The organism is Sporosarcina sp. OR05, from assembly GCF_041414805.1.
GTDB lineage: Bacteria > Bacillota > Bacilli > Bacillales_A > Planococcaceae > Sporosarcina > Sporosarcina saromensis.
On record NZ_JANKJL010000003.1, the window covers coordinates 30,137 to 47,011 of the forward strand.

At 43.6% G+C, this 16,875-nt stretch carries 21 protein-coding genes; 13 read left to right on the forward strand and 8 right to left on the reverse strand.

Annotated elements, in window-relative coordinates:
• Positions 1-33 precede the first annotated feature (33 nt).
• Entirely contained in the window at positions 34-846 is an 813-nt protein-coding gene (locus NRI27_RS07165; protein WP_317946296.1) for an STAS domain-containing protein, read from the forward strand.
• A 20-nt stretch (positions 847-866) separates the two neighbouring features.
• On the opposite strand, the gene mgsA is transcribed toward NRI27_RS07165, so the two are convergent.
• On the reverse strand, positions 867-1,289 hold the full coding sequence (mgsA, locus tag NRI27_RS07170; RefSeq protein ID WP_371390099.1) for a methylglyoxal synthase: 423 nt from the start codon (positions 1,287-1,289) through the stop codon (positions 867-869).
• A gap of 90 nt (positions 1,290-1,379) precedes the next feature.
• Positions 1,380-1,565, reverse strand: a complete 186-nt coding sequence (locus NRI27_RS07175; RefSeq protein ID WP_317946292.1) for a YhzD family protein — start codon at positions 1,563-1,565, stop codon at positions 1,380-1,382.
• Positions 1,566-1,737: 172 nt separating this feature from the next.
• On the opposite strand from NRI27_RS07175, the gene NRI27_RS07180 reads away from it, so the two are divergent.
• The 8 genes from NRI27_RS07180 (at position 1,738) to yhaM (ending at position 9,955) form a co-directional block, all read left to right on the forward strand.
• Complete coding sequence (locus NRI27_RS07180; protein WP_371390311.1) at positions 1,738-1,935, forward strand: helix-turn-helix transcriptional regulator; 198 nt, start codon at positions 1,738-1,740, stop codon at positions 1,933-1,935.
• A 2-nt stretch (positions 1,936-1,937) separates the two neighbouring features.
• On the forward strand, positions 1,938-2,249 hold the full coding sequence (locus tag NRI27_RS07185; protein WP_317946290.1) for a DUF2178 domain-containing protein: 312 nt from the start codon (positions 1,938-1,940) through the stop codon (positions 2,247-2,249).
• Between the two features lie 17 nt (positions 2,250-2,266).
• Positions 2,267-2,569, forward strand: coding sequence for a DUF2178 domain-containing protein (locus tag NRI27_RS07190; protein WP_317946288.1), 303 nt, complete (start codon positions 2,267-2,269; stop codon positions 2,567-2,569).
• Positions 2,570-2,627: 58 nt separating this feature from the next.
• Positions 2,628-3,527, forward strand: a complete 900-nt coding sequence (locus NRI27_RS07195) for an ABC transporter ATP-binding protein (protein ID WP_371390312.1) — start codon at positions 2,628-2,630, stop codon at positions 3,525-3,527.
• Positions 3,520-4,782, forward strand: a complete 1,263-nt coding sequence (locus tag NRI27_RS07200; protein WP_371390101.1) for an ABC transporter permease — start codon at positions 3,520-3,522, stop codon at positions 4,780-4,782. The genes NRI27_RS07195 and NRI27_RS07200 overlap by 8 nt, the downstream gene beginning before the upstream one ends.
• Positions 4,783-4,907: 125 nt before the next feature.
• Positions 4,908-6,128 carry a metallophosphoesterase family protein gene (locus tag NRI27_RS07205; RefSeq protein WP_371390102.1) on the forward strand — a complete coding sequence of 407 codons (1,221 nt, stop codon included), beginning with the start codon at positions 4,908-4,910 and terminating at the stop codon, positions 6,126-6,128.
• Positions 6,129-6,137: 9 nt separating this feature from the next.
• Positions 6,138-9,020, forward strand: coding sequence for an ATP-binding protein (locus tag NRI27_RS07210; RefSeq protein ID WP_371390103.1), 2,883 nt, complete (start codon positions 6,138-6,140; stop codon positions 9,018-9,020).
• On the forward strand, positions 9,017-9,955 hold the full coding sequence (yhaM, locus tag NRI27_RS07215; protein WP_317946280.1) for a 3'-5' exoribonuclease YhaM: 939 nt from the start codon (positions 9,017-9,019) through the stop codon (positions 9,953-9,955). The genes NRI27_RS07210 and yhaM overlap by 4 nt, the downstream gene beginning before the upstream one ends.
• An 84-nt stretch (positions 9,956-10,039) precedes the next feature.
• Here the strand turns inward: yhaM and NRI27_RS07220 are convergent, their stop codons facing one another.
• On the reverse strand, positions 10,040-10,930 hold the full coding sequence (locus tag NRI27_RS07220; protein ID WP_371390104.1) for a peptidylprolyl isomerase: 891 nt from the start codon (positions 10,928-10,930) through the stop codon (positions 10,040-10,042).
• A gap of 143 nt (positions 10,931-11,073) precedes the next feature.
• Here NRI27_RS07220 and NRI27_RS07225 point away from each other — a divergent pair, with 143 nt between their 5' ends.
• Complete coding sequence (locus tag NRI27_RS07225; protein WP_317946277.1) at positions 11,074-11,166, forward strand: YjcZ family sporulation protein; 93 nt, start codon at positions 11,074-11,076, stop codon at positions 11,164-11,166.
• Positions 11,167-11,213: 47 nt separating this feature from the next.
• Here the strand turns inward: NRI27_RS07225 and NRI27_RS07230 are convergent, their stop codons facing one another.
• From NRI27_RS07230 to NRI27_RS07250, 5 genes are all read right to left on the reverse strand, one after another.
• Positions 11,214-11,399 (reverse strand): hypothetical protein, encoded by a 186-nt coding sequence (locus NRI27_RS07230; RefSeq protein ID WP_239432685.1) that lies wholly within the window; start codon positions 11,397-11,399, stop codon positions 11,214-11,216.
• Between the two features lie 59 nt (positions 11,400-11,458).
• The gene (locus NRI27_RS07235) at positions 11,459-12,064 is read right to left on the reverse strand and encodes an HTH-type transcriptional regulator Hpr (protein ID WP_317946274.1); all 606 of its coding nucleotides are present in this window, start codon (positions 12,062-12,064) and stop codon (positions 11,459-11,461) included.
• A 338-nt stretch (positions 12,065-12,402) separates the two neighbouring features.
• A complete protein-coding gene (locus tag NRI27_RS07240; protein ID WP_371390105.1) occupies positions 12,403-12,765 on the reverse strand; it encodes a YtxH domain-containing protein in 363 nt (120 codons plus the stop codon).
• A gap of 115 nt (positions 12,766-12,880) precedes the next feature.
• Positions 12,881-13,405, reverse strand: a complete 525-nt coding sequence (locus NRI27_RS07245; protein ID WP_371390106.1) for a tryptophan transporter — start codon at positions 13,403-13,405, stop codon at positions 12,881-12,883.
• Positions 13,406-13,514: 109 nt separating this feature from the next.
• Positions 13,515-13,943 (reverse strand): HIT family protein, encoded by a 429-nt coding sequence (locus NRI27_RS07250; protein ID WP_371390107.1) that lies wholly within the window; start codon positions 13,941-13,943, stop codon positions 13,515-13,517.
• 168 nt (positions 13,944-14,111) lie between these two features.
• Between NRI27_RS07250 and NRI27_RS07255 the strand changes: the two genes are divergently transcribed.
• The 3 genes from NRI27_RS07255 to NRI27_RS07265 all read left to right on the forward strand — a co-directional run bounded on the left by NRI27_RS07255 (position 14,112) and on the right by NRI27_RS07265 (position 16,386).
• Positions 14,112-14,861 (forward strand): ABC transporter ATP-binding protein, encoded by a 750-nt coding sequence (locus NRI27_RS07255; RefSeq protein ID WP_371390109.1) that lies wholly within the window; start codon positions 14,112-14,114, stop codon positions 14,859-14,861.
• On the forward strand, positions 14,845-16,056 hold the full coding sequence (locus NRI27_RS07260; protein ID WP_371390110.1) for an ABC transporter permease: 1,212 nt from the start codon (positions 14,845-14,847) through the stop codon (positions 16,054-16,056). The genes NRI27_RS07255 and NRI27_RS07260 overlap by 17 nt, the downstream gene beginning before the upstream one ends.
• A gap of 96 nt (positions 16,057-16,152) precedes the next feature.
• Positions 16,153-16,386, forward strand: coding sequence for an IDEAL domain-containing protein (locus NRI27_RS07265; protein WP_317946263.1), 234 nt, complete (start codon positions 16,153-16,155; stop codon positions 16,384-16,386).
• The last annotated feature ends 489 nt before the right edge of the window (positions 16,387-16,875 follow it).

A 16,875-nucleotide genomic window follows, 5' to 3' on the forward strand; every position in this document is an offset into this window, starting at 1 on the left:
AGATACGGGATTAGAACCTAGGGGGGGACTTAGATGGACTTTGTAATTGCTAACAAAGAAATTAACGACTATTTTCAAGGAAATAAACAATGCTTTGAAGCCGAATTGTTATCGCAAGCTGTCACGGTAAAAGACAAAATAACCGAGATTTTAGAAGTGGGTAATATTGATTTGATCAATAACGCTCACAAATTGGTCAATTGTGTGCTTGAAGGGAAAGGCGAAGAGTTGCAAGATTTCGCAAAGCAGGAAGGGATTTTATGGGCGACGCATGCATTGACGCTGTCGTTTAAGTTGGAATGGGTGCAAGCAATTAGGCGGACACTTTGGATTTTTATTGAACGCTATTTACATGAAAAACAATTGGACATCAATTTTTTTACACTTGAAAAACACATTAATAATCATATCGACCAATTCCTCAATGCGTTCTTCATCAACTACTCTACCTATAAAGATGCATTGCTAAAAGCACAGAGAGAGTTGGTTGAAGATTTGTCTGTACCAATCATTCCGATTACACCGACTGTCTGCATTTTGCCGATCATTGGTGAAGTGGATTATTTCAGGGCGAAAGTGATGGAAGAAAAGGTTCTGATGGAAGTGAGTAGGCTACATATTCAAACGTTGCTCATTGACTTATCTGGTATTGCTGAAATGGAAGAGGAAGTTGTCGACCAACTCATGAAAATAATTGACGGGGCTGCGATGATGGGCTGTAATACGGTCATAACCGGTTTACGACCAGATGTCGTCCGCAGTGTCATCAAACTAGGCGTTCGTTTTGATACAAATACGAAAACCGTAGGCTCCTTGCAACAAGCATTGAAACTGTATTTGAAGTAAAAGAAAAGGACTCAATCCGCTTAGGAATTGAGTCCTTTTCTTTTGTATTTATCAGCTGTATCACGCCAAGAGAAGTACCCTTTTTCAACAGCGAGAATCAGTAATTCAGCCGTTGCGATATTAGTTGCAAGTGGAATGCCGTATACGTCACATAGACGAAGCAATGCACTGACATCCGGTTCATGCGGTTGTGCAGTCAATGGATCGCGGAAAAATAAAATTAAATCCAATTCACCTGTCGCGATCATCGAACCGATCTGTTGGTCACCGCCGAGTGGACCAGACATCATCCGGTGTACGGTTAGCCCAGTTTCATTCATGATAAGTTTGCCGGTCGTTCCTGTCGCAAAAAGGTTGTAATTTGCAAAGATATGTTTATACGCAATGGCGAAGTTCACCATTTCCTCTTTCTTCTGATCATGTGCAATTAGTGCAATATTCAAAGGAGCACCTCCAACTGTAGCTTTCAGCTTTAGTGTACCATTGCACGAGACGAACAGCCAAACAGAAAGATTATTCAGGAATCTATCAAATTAGACATGGAACAAAAGGAGTTTTCCTGCTGGTGAGGCTAAACGATGTGTTTGGTCGAGTAGATTTTGTTCTTCTAACAACGTCCTGCCCTTTTCTTTTGCTGCATCATCCGTTTCAGCGGTGAATGTCTCTTCCGTTAGTAATTTCCCCGTTTTTTCATATGCGGTTAACTTGTACGTTCTCATGTTGTTCATCCTCCCATCCTTTTTATTAGTATACTACGAATGTTCATAGAATGAATAGTAATTCATTTAAATGAAATATGACTTTCGTATGTAAAGTTTCCTTGACAATATGCATATAGTAAAGTAACCTTTACGTAAAGCGACCTTTACAAAAGAAAGGGGGAGCATGTCACTGGACAATTTAATACGGGAAAAGCGGACGGCGATGGGGCTGACCCAAGATGATTTAGCAGAGAAGTTGGAAGTTTCAAGGCAGACGATCATCTCGTTGGAAAAAGGCCGATACAATCCGTCTTTACTGTTAGCGTTTAAAATTGCAAAGTTGTTTCATTGCCAAATCGAAGAGATTTTTAATCCGGAGGAGGAGTGAAGATGTACGAAGGGTTTGATTTCTGGACATTTATGGCCGGATTGCCACTTGGATTGGCCATTTGGGGTGTCGTCTATTATTTTGTCAGGAAAAAAGGGAAGAAGGAGCGCTTGTTTGATGAACGGTATAAAAACATTCATCGACAAGCGAGGGCTTTTTCATGGATGGTCATGACGGGTGCAATCTTAATTGCTTGGATTATTGTCATGGTTGTAGAGGGTGCAAAATTAGCGTTCTTCATCATGACTGCGTTATGGGTCATTCATATGATGTCGTGGCTAGTGGGCGCGGTGATTGCGAATAGGGAACATTAAGGGAAAGGGGGAAGTTCATGATTCCCACAATGGAAAGTATTGCAGGATTTATTACAGGATTTGGTGTTGTTTCTTTAATCGCATTTATTTATTTTAAAAATGGCAATAAACACCGTCGTTTCGATGAAAGATACAAGGAGATTCATACAAAAGCTAGAACGATATCGTGGTCGATCACGCTCATTGTTCTTGTATGTATGTGGTTGGGGGCATTGCTAATAGAAGGACCTAAGCTTGCATTTTTCCTAGCGGTATTTGCATATGCTGTCATGCTAATTTCGTATGGGGTTAGTGTCCTTGTATTCAGTAAAAGAATGTAACTGAAACCATTCACATAGTTGTTCGTACTGTACAAAATGGAAACAGGAAAGGGGAAATATTGTGCTACAAATTGAACAAGTAACGAAAAGATTTGGGGATTTTACAGCTGTTGATCAGCTATCGCTCTCAGTTGAACAAGGAACGATGTATGGGTTCCTTGGAGCGAATGGAGCTGGCAAAACGACAACTTTTAGAATGATCTTAGGGTTATTGAATGCAAATGAAGGTCGGATTTCGTGGAATGGCAAGTCGATTTCTTATGCAACGAGTCCTGAAATCGGCTACTTGCCGGAAGAACGGGGTTTGTATCCGAAAATGAAAGTGGATGAACAGCTGCTGTTCCTTGGTGAGCTACGTGGGATGCGTAAAGCGGATGCCAAAAAGGCCATTCAGTATTGGCTTGACCGCTTTGAAGTGCCCCACTATGTGAATAAAAAAGTGGAGGAGCTGTCTAAAGGGAATCAGCAAAAAATCCAAGTGATTGCTGCGTTGATGCATGATCCGAAGCTCATCATCCTCGACGAACCATTTTCAGGACTCGATCCGGTCAACGTGGAAATGTTAAAACGTGCAATTATCGACTCGAGAAACAATGGAGCGACGATATTATTTTCTAGCCATCGGATGGATCACGTGGAAGAACTGTGTGAACAACTGAGTATTATTCATCGAGGAAAACAAATTGTCAGTGGTTCATTACGGGATGTGAAGCGATCTTTCGGTCGACAAAATGTGCGGATTCGGTCGGATTATGATTTGACGGCGCTCGATCAATTACAAGGTGTACTGAACGTGAATCATTCGATTGAAGGGGCAGTATTTCAAATTGAAGATGAAGCCGTCGCTGCGGAACTGTTAACAGCAGCGTTACAAGCGGGGCCGATTCGTCATTTTGAAATCGAAGAGCCTTCTTTACAAGACATCTTCATTGCAAAGGTGGGGAAAGAGCATGCGTGAGTTTTGGATTGTTTTCAAGCACGCCTTTTTATCAAAAGCGAAGGCGAAATCGTTTTACATTACAACGGCAATCATGGTGGCGGCAATCTTTTTATTTGCAAACTTCTCGAAAATCATTGATACGGTGCAAACGATAACAGGTGGGGACGAAACCGAAAATCGTCTCTATGTAGTCGACGAAAGCGGGGAGCTTGTCGGAAAGTTGCAAGCGCAATTGGAAGTTGTCGGCAGTGACCTGAAAGTTGAACAAGCTGAAGACGCAGAGCAAGTACTGATGGAGAAAGTGACCTCAGAAGAAATTGACGCTTTTCTGACTGTGTCTGTGGATGAGCAGAACACGATTCAAGCGACCTATACAACGATGGGTTTACTAGATTTCTCAATGCCGCAACGCATTCAGGAAGAGCTACAATCGATTCAGACTGAAATGAAGGCTGAACAATTGTCATTGACGGGCGAACAAGTTCAAACACTCTTTACGCCTATCCAGTTTGAACAGAAAAATGTGTCTCCTTCGGCTAAGTCTGAAGAAGAGTTAAATCAGGCGAGAGTGCTCGTATATGTGCTCATGTTTGTGATTTACTTCTCTGTCATTATGTATTCAAGTATGATAGCGATGGATGTCGCGACGGAAAAATCGTCAAGGGTGATGGAAATTCTCATTTCAAGTGTGTCACCTGTGAAGCATATGTTTGCGAAGGTGCTGGGCATCGGTTCACTCGGCATCGTGCAGATTGTCATTTATGGGATCGCTGGTTTCATCGCGCTACGGACGTCTGCAACCGAAGTGCCGGGTGGTGTATCTGATTTCTTCAGTGTTTCCGATATAAGTGGGATGACGTTAGTGTACGCGGCGATATTCTTTCTATTAGGCTATTTCTTGTATGCAACACTTGCTGCATTACTCGGTTCATTAGTAAGCCGTACGGAAGATGTGCAACAGATGATTATGCCGATGACGTTACTCATTGTCGCTGCATTTTTAATTGCTGCAACAGGGCTAGGTAATCCGGAAATAGGTTATTTGAAATATGCTTCTTACTTCCCGTTTTTCGCTCCACTCGTTATGTTTCTGCGCGTTGGTATGCTCGATTTGCCAATGTGGGAACCGTTGCTTTCCATTGCGATTATGGTGGCGACAATTTTCTTATTAGGATGGTTCGGTGCGCGCGTGTACCGCGGTGGTGTGTTAATGTATGGCCCATCCCGTTCCTTAAAAGATCTTAAAAAAGCAATTCAATTAGGGAAAGAATAAAAGACGACCACTTCATCATTGGTTTCATTAATGATGAAGTGGTTTTCTTCTATTTCCTTACCATTTTAAGAGAGAATGTGGTAAAATTAGAACAAATATTCGATTTTAGGAAGGGGGCGTCGGGTGTGTCATCAATCCGATTCATTCACACGGCTGATTTGCATTTAGATAGCCCGTTTAAAGGGATGACGGGCTTATCCACTGCAGCATTGCAAACCGTGCGGAATAGTACATTCGCCGCTTTTCATCGCCTCATAGAACACGCGGTGGCAAGTAAACCTGATTTTGTCGTCATCGTCGGTGATGTATACGACGGGGAGGACAGAAGTTTGCGTGCGCAGCTCAAATTCCAGCAAGGGATGGAGCGATTGCACGAAGCGGGCATCCCAGTCATTCTGTCGTATGGGAACCACGATCATTTAAGTGGCAATTGGACACGGTTTAAATTGCCGTCGAATGTCTATGAATGCAAGGAAAAGGTCGATAAGGTCACACTTACGGTCCGTGGACAGGAAGTTAATCTGTACGGCTTCAGTTACCCACAACGCCATATTCGACAAGAGATGGTCAGTCAATTCCCTGTCGCAACCGAGCGGAATGCTTTTCATATCGGGCTGCTACACGGCAGTCAATCGGGCAATGAAACGCATGACGTCTATGCGCCGTTCACAATCGATGAATTGCTCGCAAAGCAATACGATTACTGGGCACTCGGCCATATCCATTTACGGCAGCACCTTCATGAAGATCCTCCGATTGTCTATCCAGGCAATCTGCAAGGGAGGCACCGGAACGAGGCAGGCGAGAAAGGCTTTTATGAAGTGGAGTTATCGAAAACGGAAGCGGCGTTCACGTTTGTCCCGACATCGGCCATTCAATTTGCGACATTACGCATACCTTGTCAACAACTCCGTCATGTAAATGAATTGCTGGAGACGATTCAACAAGCGATTGAAGCATTTCTGACAGAAAACGGTCCAGCAATTCTCGATTTGGAATTGCAGCAGTTTGATGGAAACTCTGCTTCATTGGTCGAGCAAAATGGGGAAGAGTTGTTAATGGAAATGCTTACAGAACAATTGGAAGGACACGAGACGTTTGTTTCAGTGCAACGTCTAACGAGTGTGAATAACTACCGAGCCGCGGGGGAACAGGGCGCGCTTGTGACGTCCATCCTTGCGCAAATGGATAGCTGGGAACTAGACGAGTGGCACGAACGATTGGAAGACGTGTATAGCAATGTTCGTACACGCCGCTATGTGGAACGATTGACAGAAGAACAAGTCCAAACGATTCGACAACGTGCAGAACAGCTTTTGTTGAATGAACTGCAAGCAGAGAAATGAGGTGAATACGTGAAACTAAGGAAAATTGTCATTTATGGGTTCGGGAAACATGAAGATAAGACGATTGAGTTCACGGATGGCGTCAATGTCCTATACGGGCATAACGAAGCAGGCAAGACGACAATCCAACAATTCGTTCTCCAAGTGTTGTTTGGTTTTCCAAAAAAACAGAGTGCGTATGTACGGTACGAGCCGAAATCCGGTGGCAAGTATGGCGGACAAGTCCATCTAGAGGATGACACGTACGGGACGTGTGTCGTCGACCGTGTCCGTGGAAAAGCGACAGGGGAAGTGACCGTCTATTTGCCAGATGGCCGTCAAGGCGGTGAAGAACTGTTACAACGAATCATGCGCCACTATGATCGAGCTTCCTATGAAGCAATATTTTCCTTTTCAGTCTTGCAGTTACAAGGCTTTGAGCGGATGAATGAAAGTGAATTGAGTCGAACGTTGCTCGCATCTGGAACGACGGGAGTCGATTCGTTAGTTGCGCTGGAAAAGAAGATGGACAAGGAAGCGGGCGATTTATTCAAAAAAGCGGGTCGTGTCCCGGAGATGAATGTCCGTTTGCAACAACTGAAGGAATTGGAAGATGAACTGAAACGAGCAAGAGAGCGTCAGTCGACGTATGCACCAAAAGTGGCTCGCATCCGCGAAATTGAGCAAGAATTGCAAGCGGTCAAGGACCAATATGAGGGTATCCGTGCACGCAACCTCACAATCGATAAGCAGTTACAATTGTTGCCGTTGCATGAACGGAAAAGGTTGCTTCTGGCGAAAAGGAGCGCATTGCGAGAAGGTGGTTTCCCATCGGATGGCATTAGGCGGTATGAAACAATAAACAGTCGGTTGTTGGAAGCTGAAGCGAAACGGCAAGGCTTGGACAATGAAATGAATGTGTTGAAAGAACAACTCGAGCAAAATGTACAAGCGGAAGATGTGGCAGCGCTAGAAAGTCTGTTAGCTCGGGAACCTGAGTGGCACGAGTGGCGGTCGAGCTTAGTCACGATCCAAGATTCTGAACGCCAACTGTTTGCAAAAAAACATCAGTTGCTCGACCGTCTTGGCTTGCAGGATGCAGAAGAGATGTTGCAAGCGGACGTTTCTATTCATCAGGAAGAGCACTTGTATACGGAATTACAGCAAGTTGCTGAACTGGATCGTCAGCTTGAATATATCGATCGCCAGCTTTCGCAACTGGAAGCTGAGTTGAAGGACCTCAAACTGGAATGGCAGCACGTCCAGGAGAAGGGACCGACAGAGGAAGAACTGAAAAAAGCAGATGATTGGCCGTCCATACGAAGTAAACTGGCAGAAGCGAAAGCCTTTGTGCAGTTGAATGAAAATCGTGTACGCGGAGAGCATCCAGCGGTTTTGATTATACTCCTCCTCGCTTCTGTAGTTGCGATTGGCTTCGGCTTCATCGAACAGCAATGGCTCATTTTGCTTGCTGGTCTTTGCATTGCAGGCGTTGCAGTACTACGGGAAGTCGGAAAACGCAAACAGTCACCTGTCGCGTCTCAACAGGAGATGCAACGGCTCATTGAACAATACGGTGGACAAGAAGCGGATGCCGAACTACTTCTCGACGATGTCCGGTTGTATCGTGACAAAACAAAGCAGCTAACGGACGCAATTCAATCCATGGAACGAAAAATAGGGCATTTGGAAACTGATTATGCTAAATCTTCTCAGGAGAAAGAGAGAAAAGAACGCGCTTTACAACAATTTTTCTTGAACTATGGGATGACGAGCATTCCAAATGCGAGTATTGTGCATCAGTTTTTCAGTATCGCGCGTTCGTTACAGGAGATTCACCGGGAGCTCAACGACAGTAAACGACGACAGCAAACGTTGAGTGAACACGTCGATTTGCGAGCGTCGGCTATTCGTGCATTCGTCGGTGCAGATTGTCTTGAAGATGTTTTATATGAAAAATTGAGCACAAAGTATGTTGCTTTGCAAAGCGAGCTGAAGGAGCGGGCGCATGTAGAGGCGCGTCTCGCTACGATTGAACAGCAGCAGAACGAAATGGATGGACTTATTGCATCATTACGTCAACAGCAGGAAGCGCTGTTCGAGGAAGCATCAGTAGAGACGGAAGCAGACTATTACGAAGCATACGAAGCGCATGCGCAACGGTTACAACTCTCTCGGCAATTGGCTGATATCGATGCGCAATTGGATCTACAACCAGTCCTGGAAGTAGATGTGTCAGAGGAAATCGTGCAGGATGAGTTGGTACGCAACGAAAAGGAGCTAAATATACTCTCAGCCCGACTAGATGGCCTTGTACAAGAGAAAGCGAATTTGCAAGCTGAAACGGATCAGTTATTGACGGACGATGCCTACCAAGTGAAACAACAACAGATTGAAATGAAGAAGACGGAACTCGAGCAATTAGCGATGCGCTGGGCGACCAGGCAAGCGATTGTGCAAGCAATTAGAAGTATGATGACGGAGTTGAAAGACCGGAAGTTGCCACATGTTTTAGAACGGGCACAACAGCTTTTCAGTACACTGACAGCCGGTGCCTATGTAGCATTGGAAATAACGGAAGAAGGGCTGTTCAGAGCGGTTGCAAACAATGCGGTCCGATACCCGATCATCGAACTGAGTCAAGCGACAAAAGAACAAGCGTACATTTCGTTACGTCTCGCGTTAGCGATGGAAATGAAGGCACAGGCACCATTTCCAGTTTTACTCGATGATCCATTCGTGCATTTTGACGGTGAGCGTTTAAAACGGATGTTGCAGCTGATTGACGAAATAAGTAGTAAACATCAGTTCATCTACATGACGTGCCATGATAAGATAATAGAAGAGTGGACAAATGCAACGATCATAAATGTTTCCACAGTCGGAAACGATAAGGGGGCGGTTTCTATATGAAGAAAGTATTGGAACACCAAGTCGGAGAGTCGGTAGATCTGTTTTTGCTTATTAAACAATCAACGAAAGGGATCACGCAACAAGGAAGTCCTTTCATGACATTGATTTTGCAAGACAAAAGCGGTGACATCGAAGCGAAACTGTGGGATACAAACGAAGAACACGAACAACAATACGCTGCGGCCACTATCGTGAAAGTCGGAGGGGAAATCCATGAGTATCGTGGAAAAAACCAACTGCGTATTAAGAGCATCCGACCTGTAAGGGAAGACGAAACGGTCTCCATTTCGGATTTGGTCCCTTCAGCGGAAAAGAGCAAAGAAGTGTTGTACGAAGAGCTTATGCAATATTTCTTTGAGATGAAAAACCCGCATATCCAACGAATTACGCGTCATTTATTGAAAAAGCACCAACAGGCATTTCTTGTCTATCCGGCTGCCACACGAAACCATCACGACTACGTATCGGGCTTGCTCGACCATGTCGTGTCGATGCTGAAACTCGGAAAAGCGATTGCAGAATTATATCCTTCCTTAAATAAGGACCTGCTCTATGCCGGCATTATTTTGCATGATGTCGGGAAGGTGATCGAATTGTCAGGACCGGTCGGCACACAGTATACGATCGAAGGAAACCTGCTCGGACATATTACCATTATGGTGAATGAAATCGCGAAGGCTGCCGATGAGCTGGAAATCCAAGGCGAAGAAGTGATGTTGCTGCAACATCTCGTCTTGTCCCACCACGGAAAAGAGGAATGGGGCAGTCCGAAACGGCCGATGTTGATGGAAGCGGAAATCCTGCATTACATCGACAACATTGACGCGAAAATGAACATGCTGAACCGTGCAATGGCGAAAACCGGTAACGGAGAATTCACAGAAAGAATTTTCCCACTCGACAACCGTTCGTTTTACAAGCCCAATATTGAATAGGTTGGTTTGATGAAACAAGAAAAACTGCGTGAACGAAGGAGCCAATGTCCTCGCGTTCACGCAGTTTCTTAAATGAAAAGTTGCTTACTTTTCGTCTTTTTTGTCAGCGTCGTCTTCTTTAGCTGGCATGTACTTGTCCAAAACAGTTTTGTATTCATCGACTTTAATGTCGACATCCGCTGCTTTAATCAATTCTTGCAATTTCGCTTCAAAAAGAACACCTTTTAGGCTGTTTTCGATTTCCGCTTTCAACTCTTCTTCAGTCTTTTCAGATTCAGCTTTACGCGTATCAAGCAACTCGATGACGTGGTAACCGTAGCTCGTTTTTACCGGCTCACTCAGTTCACCTTTTTTCAACGCATACGCTGCATCTTCAAATTCTTGAAGCATTTTACCAGGACCGAACCAACCTAAGTCACCGCCTGTTTCTTGTGCAACGGGTTCAGTGGAATATTCTTTCGCTAGCGCTTCGAAATCCCCACCGTCTTTAATCTTCTGAATGACTTCTTTTGCAGTCTCTTCATCAGGAACAACGATATGACGTGCATGCAATTCCGTCTTCGCACGCTCTAATCCTTTAGCAACATCTTCTTCGGACACTTCTAATGATTCAACCATTTTCTTTTGAAGCATTTGAGACTTAACGTTCTTTTCGAAGAATGCTTCCGTAATACCGTTTTGTTCTAGATACATATCAAAGTTGTCGCCGTACACTTCTTTTTGTTTCTTAATTTCTTCTTCTACTTCTTTATCTGTAATTTTGTATTCATTTTCCAACGCTTGTTGAAGAAGCATATTTTCAATGACTTGAGGGCCAATCGCGTCTTTCATTTCTTCATATAAATCTTGTTTCGTAATTTCACCAGACTTCGTTGTTGCAATCACTTCATCGTCTGAAGCTTTTTGATCGTTACTACATGCAGCAAGGGCTAATACCGAAGCTGCCATTGTCATTGCAAGGACTGTTTTTTTCATGATTATTCTCCCCTAACTTTTGTGTACAACAGTTGATACTATACCATAAAAACGTATAGAAAACAAAAAGGTTCCATCTCGTGAATCGCCTAAATCATCTTTTCACCATCGCATACGATACAAAGAGAGAGGAGGTGCTCTAAATGAGTGGATACAGCCATGGTAATTCCGGCTTCGCGTTGATTGTTGTATTGTTCATTCTTTTGATCATCGTCGGTGCAGCATACTTGTATTAATAACAAAGGTCCAACGCCCTCGTCTTGGGTGTTGGACCTTCTCTTATTTACACGTTCAATAGAACTTCAAGGTAGAAAGACAATATCAGGATCGTAATGAGGATATTGACTGTACGATAGATTTTAGGTTGCTTTTCTTCAGGGATTTCCCGAGATTGGCATAACGCATATGTCATTTTGTTTATCTGAAATAAATAAAATAATGAAAACATCACCGTAACAATAAGGATCATGTCCATTCCTCCTCTTTAACACATACATGTATCATAGCAGACCAAAAGAGAAAAAGACATTATTTTTCTTTCGATGCAGGAACAGGGACAGGCTGTCTTTGCGGTTTTGAGAGGTTGACGGACACCAATTCACCGTCTTCTTCTTCAAAAGCATGATCGATTCTTTTGAAGCCACGCTCAAAAATTTCCATGAAATCTTCCCCATAAATATTCCGCAGCACCGACATGACTTCCAAAAACTCCGGGAACTTCCCGTAAATGCTTTTAATCGGCAACGAGCCTTCCAGAATGCCGTGATTGGAGTTGTAGTAGTTTTCATTCATGCCTTGTAACAGTTGCTCGCCTTCTTCCGTCACAGAGACATATGTATTGCGCCGATCGTCATCTCTCTTGTAAAACTTCAAGTAGCCACGCTCTTCCAGTTTTTTCGAGAAATTAAAAGCGGTCGACACGTGCATGACGCCGAATTTGGCTACATCCGAAATGGAGGCACCTTGTAAATGATACGCAATCCATAAAATATGGTGTTCATTAATATTCAGGTCATAAGGTTTTATCCACTGCTGCCAATCTTTTTCGACTGCTTTCCAAAGCGCTTTTGACATTTGGGCAACACGTTGACTATAAATCATTGCTTCCTTTTGAGAGAACTTTTGCTCAGTCATTGTATACCTCCAACAATTAAATAATTGGTCTTTCTGTCATTATAGCAGGAAAATATCAAATAAAAAAGTTTGAATTGCAAAAACATTGTATAGGGGGAATAGGAAGGGAGTTTTATATGTTGTCAAATCAATGAAATTTCCGTTAGTTTGCAAGAGGAAATAATTTTCGAAGTTGAGTGGGGGATTCCGCGTGTTTTGTGCGAAAGCGGCCTGTCACGCCTCAAAGTTGTTCCGTGCCCAATTCCGCTTTCTGCCACACTTGAATGGTACTGCCAAACCGGCTAATCGAGCAACAAAAAAGACAGAGGACGTACAAATCCTCTGTCGACGGAAGTCTCTCACTTTTGTTGCGCTGCAATGGATTGTTCGAGTTTAGCAAGTGATTGTTGAATAGCGGAGATTTCCTTTTCAAGGCGTTGCTTGTTCTTTTCAGTTGAGCGTTGCCATTGTTCAATCGAGCCTTTCACGTCTTGCACGGCATCAGGAACTAGTTCTTTCGCTTCTTTCGTCATGTGCGTGACGGAATCTTTCAACTCGGAAATTTTCCCTTTTACGTCATTCAATTTAAGTTTCATATCAGTAGAAGCGCTTTTAACAGATGATCGGATTTCACGACCCGATTGTGGAGTTGAAAAAAGAACGGTGACTGCCGCCGTAACGGATCCTGCAAGTAGTCCGTACATAAATGTCGATGCTTTCATGAAGGACACTCCTTTCATTTTGAATAGTATTCCTTTTCATAGTTTAATTAAAACATGGCAACCCGTTCTGGGCAAATAAAAAAAGCTTCGCTCGAGAAGAGGAAGCTTCGCTGTATCAATTGGATAATGCGGTTTTAAACGATGACCGTTTTAAAAACTTTTGAATGATCGGGTAGATAATAAAGAACACGATCCCATTCATTGCTATTGTCGGTAAAACAACTGTGACGAACAATAATGTGAATGGCACTTTCGCACCGAGTACAAAAATGGCAACGGACAAGAAAATCGTTCCGGACAATAATGTCCCTACACATGCGATCGCAGTGGAAACAACTAAGTGATTCGCTGCTTTTTTCAACAAAAGAATGACCGCATAGACGACAAATGCCGTAATGAGCTTGTCTATAATATTAGGGACGAGTCCACCTGGAAATGTCGTGAAGATGCCCGATAGGACACCCGTCGTCGCACCAAGTAAAAAGACGCTGCGTGCATCTGGGAATAAAAAGATGCCAATAAACATCATTGTCAGCATGAAATCTGGCTTCATGCCATCTCCGTAACCTGGGATCACCAAGTACAAAGCGGCACCAACAGCGACTAATAGCGCCATTAGCGTAAGATTTTTCGTATTCATTTCTCATCTCTCCTCAACTAAGCTCAATTATTGTTCTCCTAACGTATCCTCGTGATCGTTAGCGAAAACTTATTGAAAGTATACACATAATAGTCTGAATTGGCAACTGTTATTTATTGCCGATTGTCTTTCGGATTTCATTCGCAAACTCGTGAATCCGCTCTTTCGTCAGCTCTTCCACTTGTGGATTCCAGTTGGAAGAAAAGCCGTCCGTTTCATCATAACGAGGGATGAAATGCATATGGAAATGGAAGACGGCTTGGCCTGCAGGCTCGCCGTTATTTTGCAAAATGTTCATGCCAGCTGGTGTGAACGTTTCTTTTAATGTGTTCGCGATTTTCGGAGCAACCGCAAATAGATTTGCAGCTTCCGTCTCACTGAACTCATAGAGGTTTTCACGATGTGTTTTTGGAATTAATAAAACATGTCCCTTTGTCACAGGGGTAACGTCCATGAAGGCGACGACATGGTCGTCTTCATAAATTTTCTCACTCGGGATTTCTCCTTCAACAATTTTACAAAAAATACAGGATGTCATTGACGTTTCGTCCTTTCTCATTCGGTTTTCCGTTTCATGATGAGCGTGAAAACGGAGATGGATTCATGATTGAAACAAGTGTAGCATAATTTCAATTAACAAGTGAAAGTTGGACAAAGCATTTCGATTGGATGTTTGGTAAAATGAGTACAAGAATGGAGGATGGATATGGCAATTCTCGAAGTACAAGACGTAACAGGTGGCTATACACGTAAACCTGTTTTACACGAACTATCATTTGAAATCGGTGAAGGCGAACTGGTCGGTTTGATCGGTTTGAATGGAGCCGGGAAAAGTACAACCATTAAACATATTATCGGACTCATGAATCCTCATGAAGGGGACATAAAAGTGAACGGGGTCACGTTTAGTGACAACCCTGAAGACTATCGGAAAGCATTCTCCTATATACCTGAAACGCCTATTTTGTATGAGGAGCTGACGTTGCGAGAACACCTTGAACTGACTGCGATGGCGTATGGGCTCGATCAAGAAGTATTTGAAGCACGATCAGCAATGTTGTTAAAAGAGTTCATGATGGAAAAGCGGTTGAACTGGTTCCCGTCCCATTTCTCAAAAGGGATGCGCCAAAAAGTGATGATTATGTGCGCTTTTTTAGTGGAACCGTCGCTGTATATTATCGATGAACCGTTTGTCGGATTGGATCCGATTGGTATCCGTTCATTACTTCAGCAAATTACGGAACGAAAAGCGAACGGGGCATCCGTGCTCATGTCGACACACGTTCTTCCGACAGCAGAACAGTATTGCGATCGCATTATTGTTTTACACAACGGACGGGTGCGCGCGCAAGGAACGATGGACGATTTGAGAAAGGCATTCAACCGTCCGAAAGCAACATTGGACGAGTTGTATATTTCAATGACTGAGGAACAAGATTATGAACAGCATTCGTGACATATGGAGCAATCGGTTTGTTCATTACATGTCTGAACTTCAGCGCTACATGCAATTTGTGTTTACAGGTCATCTCGCAATTGTGCTGCTATTTACAATCGGAGCAGGTGGCTATGCGTACAGCGAATGGTTAAAAGAAGTGCCTGAAACGTTCCCGGCAGCTATTTTATCCGCGTTGCTCATCGGTTTTGCCTTATCGATGGGTTCGCCTGTCACGTTGTTGAAGCCTGCAGATCGTGTATTTTTCTTACCGATGGAAAAGAAGCTAATGTTGTACTTGAATAAGTCTTTGCGTTTCACGTTTATTACACAACTGCCAATTCCACTGATTTTATTCATTATTGTCGTACCGTTATTGGCGGCAACGGGAGTTGCGGGTAAGCCTCAATTTTACTTGACGGCTGTTGTAATACTCCTTGTGAAATGGCTATATGTTGAGACGGAATATCATTATCGCCATGCGAGCGCGGGTGAAGGTGTGTGGAAAGACCGGTTCATCCGCTTTGTGTTAGCGGCATTGTTGTTGTATGTAACGATTGCAGGGTTTCCGATTTTTATTCCACTCGTCGGTTTGCTCATGGCTTTCTATTATGTACTTTGGAAGAAAAGAAGTGCTGTAAAACCTTTTCCATACGATCACTTCATTACGCTTGAACAAAATCGAATGATGCGTTTTTATCGATTCGCTAATTATTTCACGGATGTGCCCCATTTAAAAGGCTCGATCAGTCGACGGGCATGGCTCGGCTTTCTCATGCGGCCAGCAACGTTTGAACGGACATCTTCGCAACGCTATTTGCTAAGAAGAACGTTAATCCGGACCGACGATACATTCTGGTTATGGGTAAGACTCACCGCATTGTCTGTTGCGGGTGTCGTTCTCATTCCTTTCCCAATTGTCATGTACATTTTTAGTGGAGCATTAGCTTTCGCGACGTCGATTCAATTGGTTCATGCATTGCGTGCTGGAGATGAATTCCGGATGGATCAATTATTTCCCGCGGCAACAGATGAACGGACGCCTGCCATTCGCAAAACAGTAAGCGTTGTGCAACGCATCCAAGCTGTCGCGGTTTTCCTAGCAGCCGTCTTTGCAAGTGGTTTATCCACAACCGCAATTATTGTAACGGTCATCGTCGTCCTCATTTCTGAATTGACAATCCGGTCATCGACAAAGCAGAAAGCAGAACAATGACTAGCAAACTAAAAATTAAATAGAATATTCTCAAAATCCTTGCAACTGAATAGCGAAATTATGTATAATAGAAAAAAGGCATCAGGGGTGAGGGAGATGGAAAACAATTATTCATATGCCGATTTCTTAAAAGCCGTGGGAAAAAACAGTTCTTCGCTACAAGCTGAAAGATTGCTAAATGATATCTATATGGATTTGTTTCTAAGTCACATTCATCGCGAACAGACGAAAAGCCGTCTCTTGGAGCTGATTGATCTCGCACTCGATGAAAATGACGAAAAGTCTTTTAAAAGGCTTACGGATGAACTGTTGAAAGTGGAAGACGATTAATAAATAAAAAGCGGGCTGCCTGGTAGGAAACTATCGGAGCAGCCTGTTTTTTTTTGCAGATAAAGGGTGCGTTTATTTGTATAGGAGGCTGGATAATGTTGATTTCCGTTCCAGGCGGACGCTTTCCGGGGGGCTTGCCCTCAGCCAAGCGAACAGCAGAGGGTTCGCTTTGCCGTATTTCTGCGTTCTTTGCGGAAATTAAGGCATCCTTGCTCCCAACGCTGCGCTGATCCCCCAGGAGTCGCCGCCCTGCACTCCAATCAACTGGATATTTCTTAAGACAGTGGTGTCATTTAACCCTTCAGCCGGTGCTCTCTTCGTCAAATAGGCCAGCATCTTAAAACAAATGGAAGCAAAAGTCCTCATCGCATGAGATGCTTTCCTTTGGCGTCGTAATTCTCAACCAGATTAAAAATGTTTGTCGGTTAAAGGGAGTCTAAGTTGGAGAAGTACTGTCCTGAAAAACGGATGTGAGCGTTTGTCAACAGA

Coding starts and splice junctions, on each gene's coding strand:
- NRI27_RS07250 (WP_371390107.1), bottom strand. CDS start 13,943: ATGACATCCTGTATTTTTTGTAAAATTGTTGAAGGAGAAATCCCGAGT.
- NRI27_RS07265 (WP_317946263.1), top strand. CDS start 16,153: ATGGAAAACAATTATTCATATGCCGATTTCTTAAAAGCCGTGGGAAAA.
- NRI27_RS07165 (WP_317946296.1), top strand. CDS start 34: ATGGACTTTGTAATTGCTAACAAAGAAATTAACGACTATTTTCAAGGA.
- NRI27_RS07235 (WP_317946274.1), bottom strand. CDS start 12,064: ATGACTGAGCAAAAGTTCTCTCAAAAGGAAGCAATGATTTATAGTCAA.
- NRI27_RS07230 (WP_239432685.1), bottom strand. CDS start 11,399: ATGATCCTTATTGTTACGGTGATGTTTTCATTATTTTATTTATTTCAG.
- NRI27_RS07200 (WP_371390101.1), top strand. CDS start 3,520: ATGCGTGAGTTTTGGATTGTTTTCAAGCACGCCTTTTTATCAAAAGCG.
- NRI27_RS07225 (WP_317946277.1), top strand. CDS start 11,074: ATGAGTGGATACAGCCATGGTAATTCCGGCTTCGCGTTGATTGTTGTA.
- NRI27_RS07245 (WP_371390106.1), bottom strand. CDS start 13,405: ATGAATACGAAAAATCTTACGCTAATGGCGCTATTAGTCGCTGTTGGT.
- NRI27_RS07220 (WP_371390104.1), bottom strand. CDS start 10,930: ATGAAAAAAACAGTCCTTGCAATGACAATGGCAGCTTCGGTATTAGCC.
- NRI27_RS07240 (WP_371390105.1), bottom strand. CDS start 12,765: ATGAAAGCATCGACATTTATGTACGGACTACTTGCAGGATCCGTTACG.
- NRI27_RS07175 (WP_317946292.1), bottom strand. CDS start 1,565: ATGAGAACGTACAAGTTAACCGCATATGAAAAAACGGGGAAATTACTA.
- NRI27_RS07190 (WP_317946288.1), top strand. CDS start 2,267: ATGATTCCCACAATGGAAAGTATTGCAGGATTTATTACAGGATTTGGT.
- NRI27_RS07185 (WP_317946290.1), top strand. CDS start 1,938: ATGTACGAAGGGTTTGATTTCTGGACATTTATGGCCGGATTGCCACTT.
- yhaM (WP_317946280.1), top strand. CDS start 9,017: ATGAAGAAAGTATTGGAACACCAAGTCGGAGAGTCGGTAGATCTGTTT.
- NRI27_RS07260 (WP_371390110.1), top strand. CDS start 14,845: ATGAACAGCATTCGTGACATATGGAGCAATCGGTTTGTTCATTACATG.
- NRI27_RS07255 (WP_371390109.1), top strand. CDS start 14,112: ATGGCAATTCTCGAAGTACAAGACGTAACAGGTGGCTATACACGTAAA.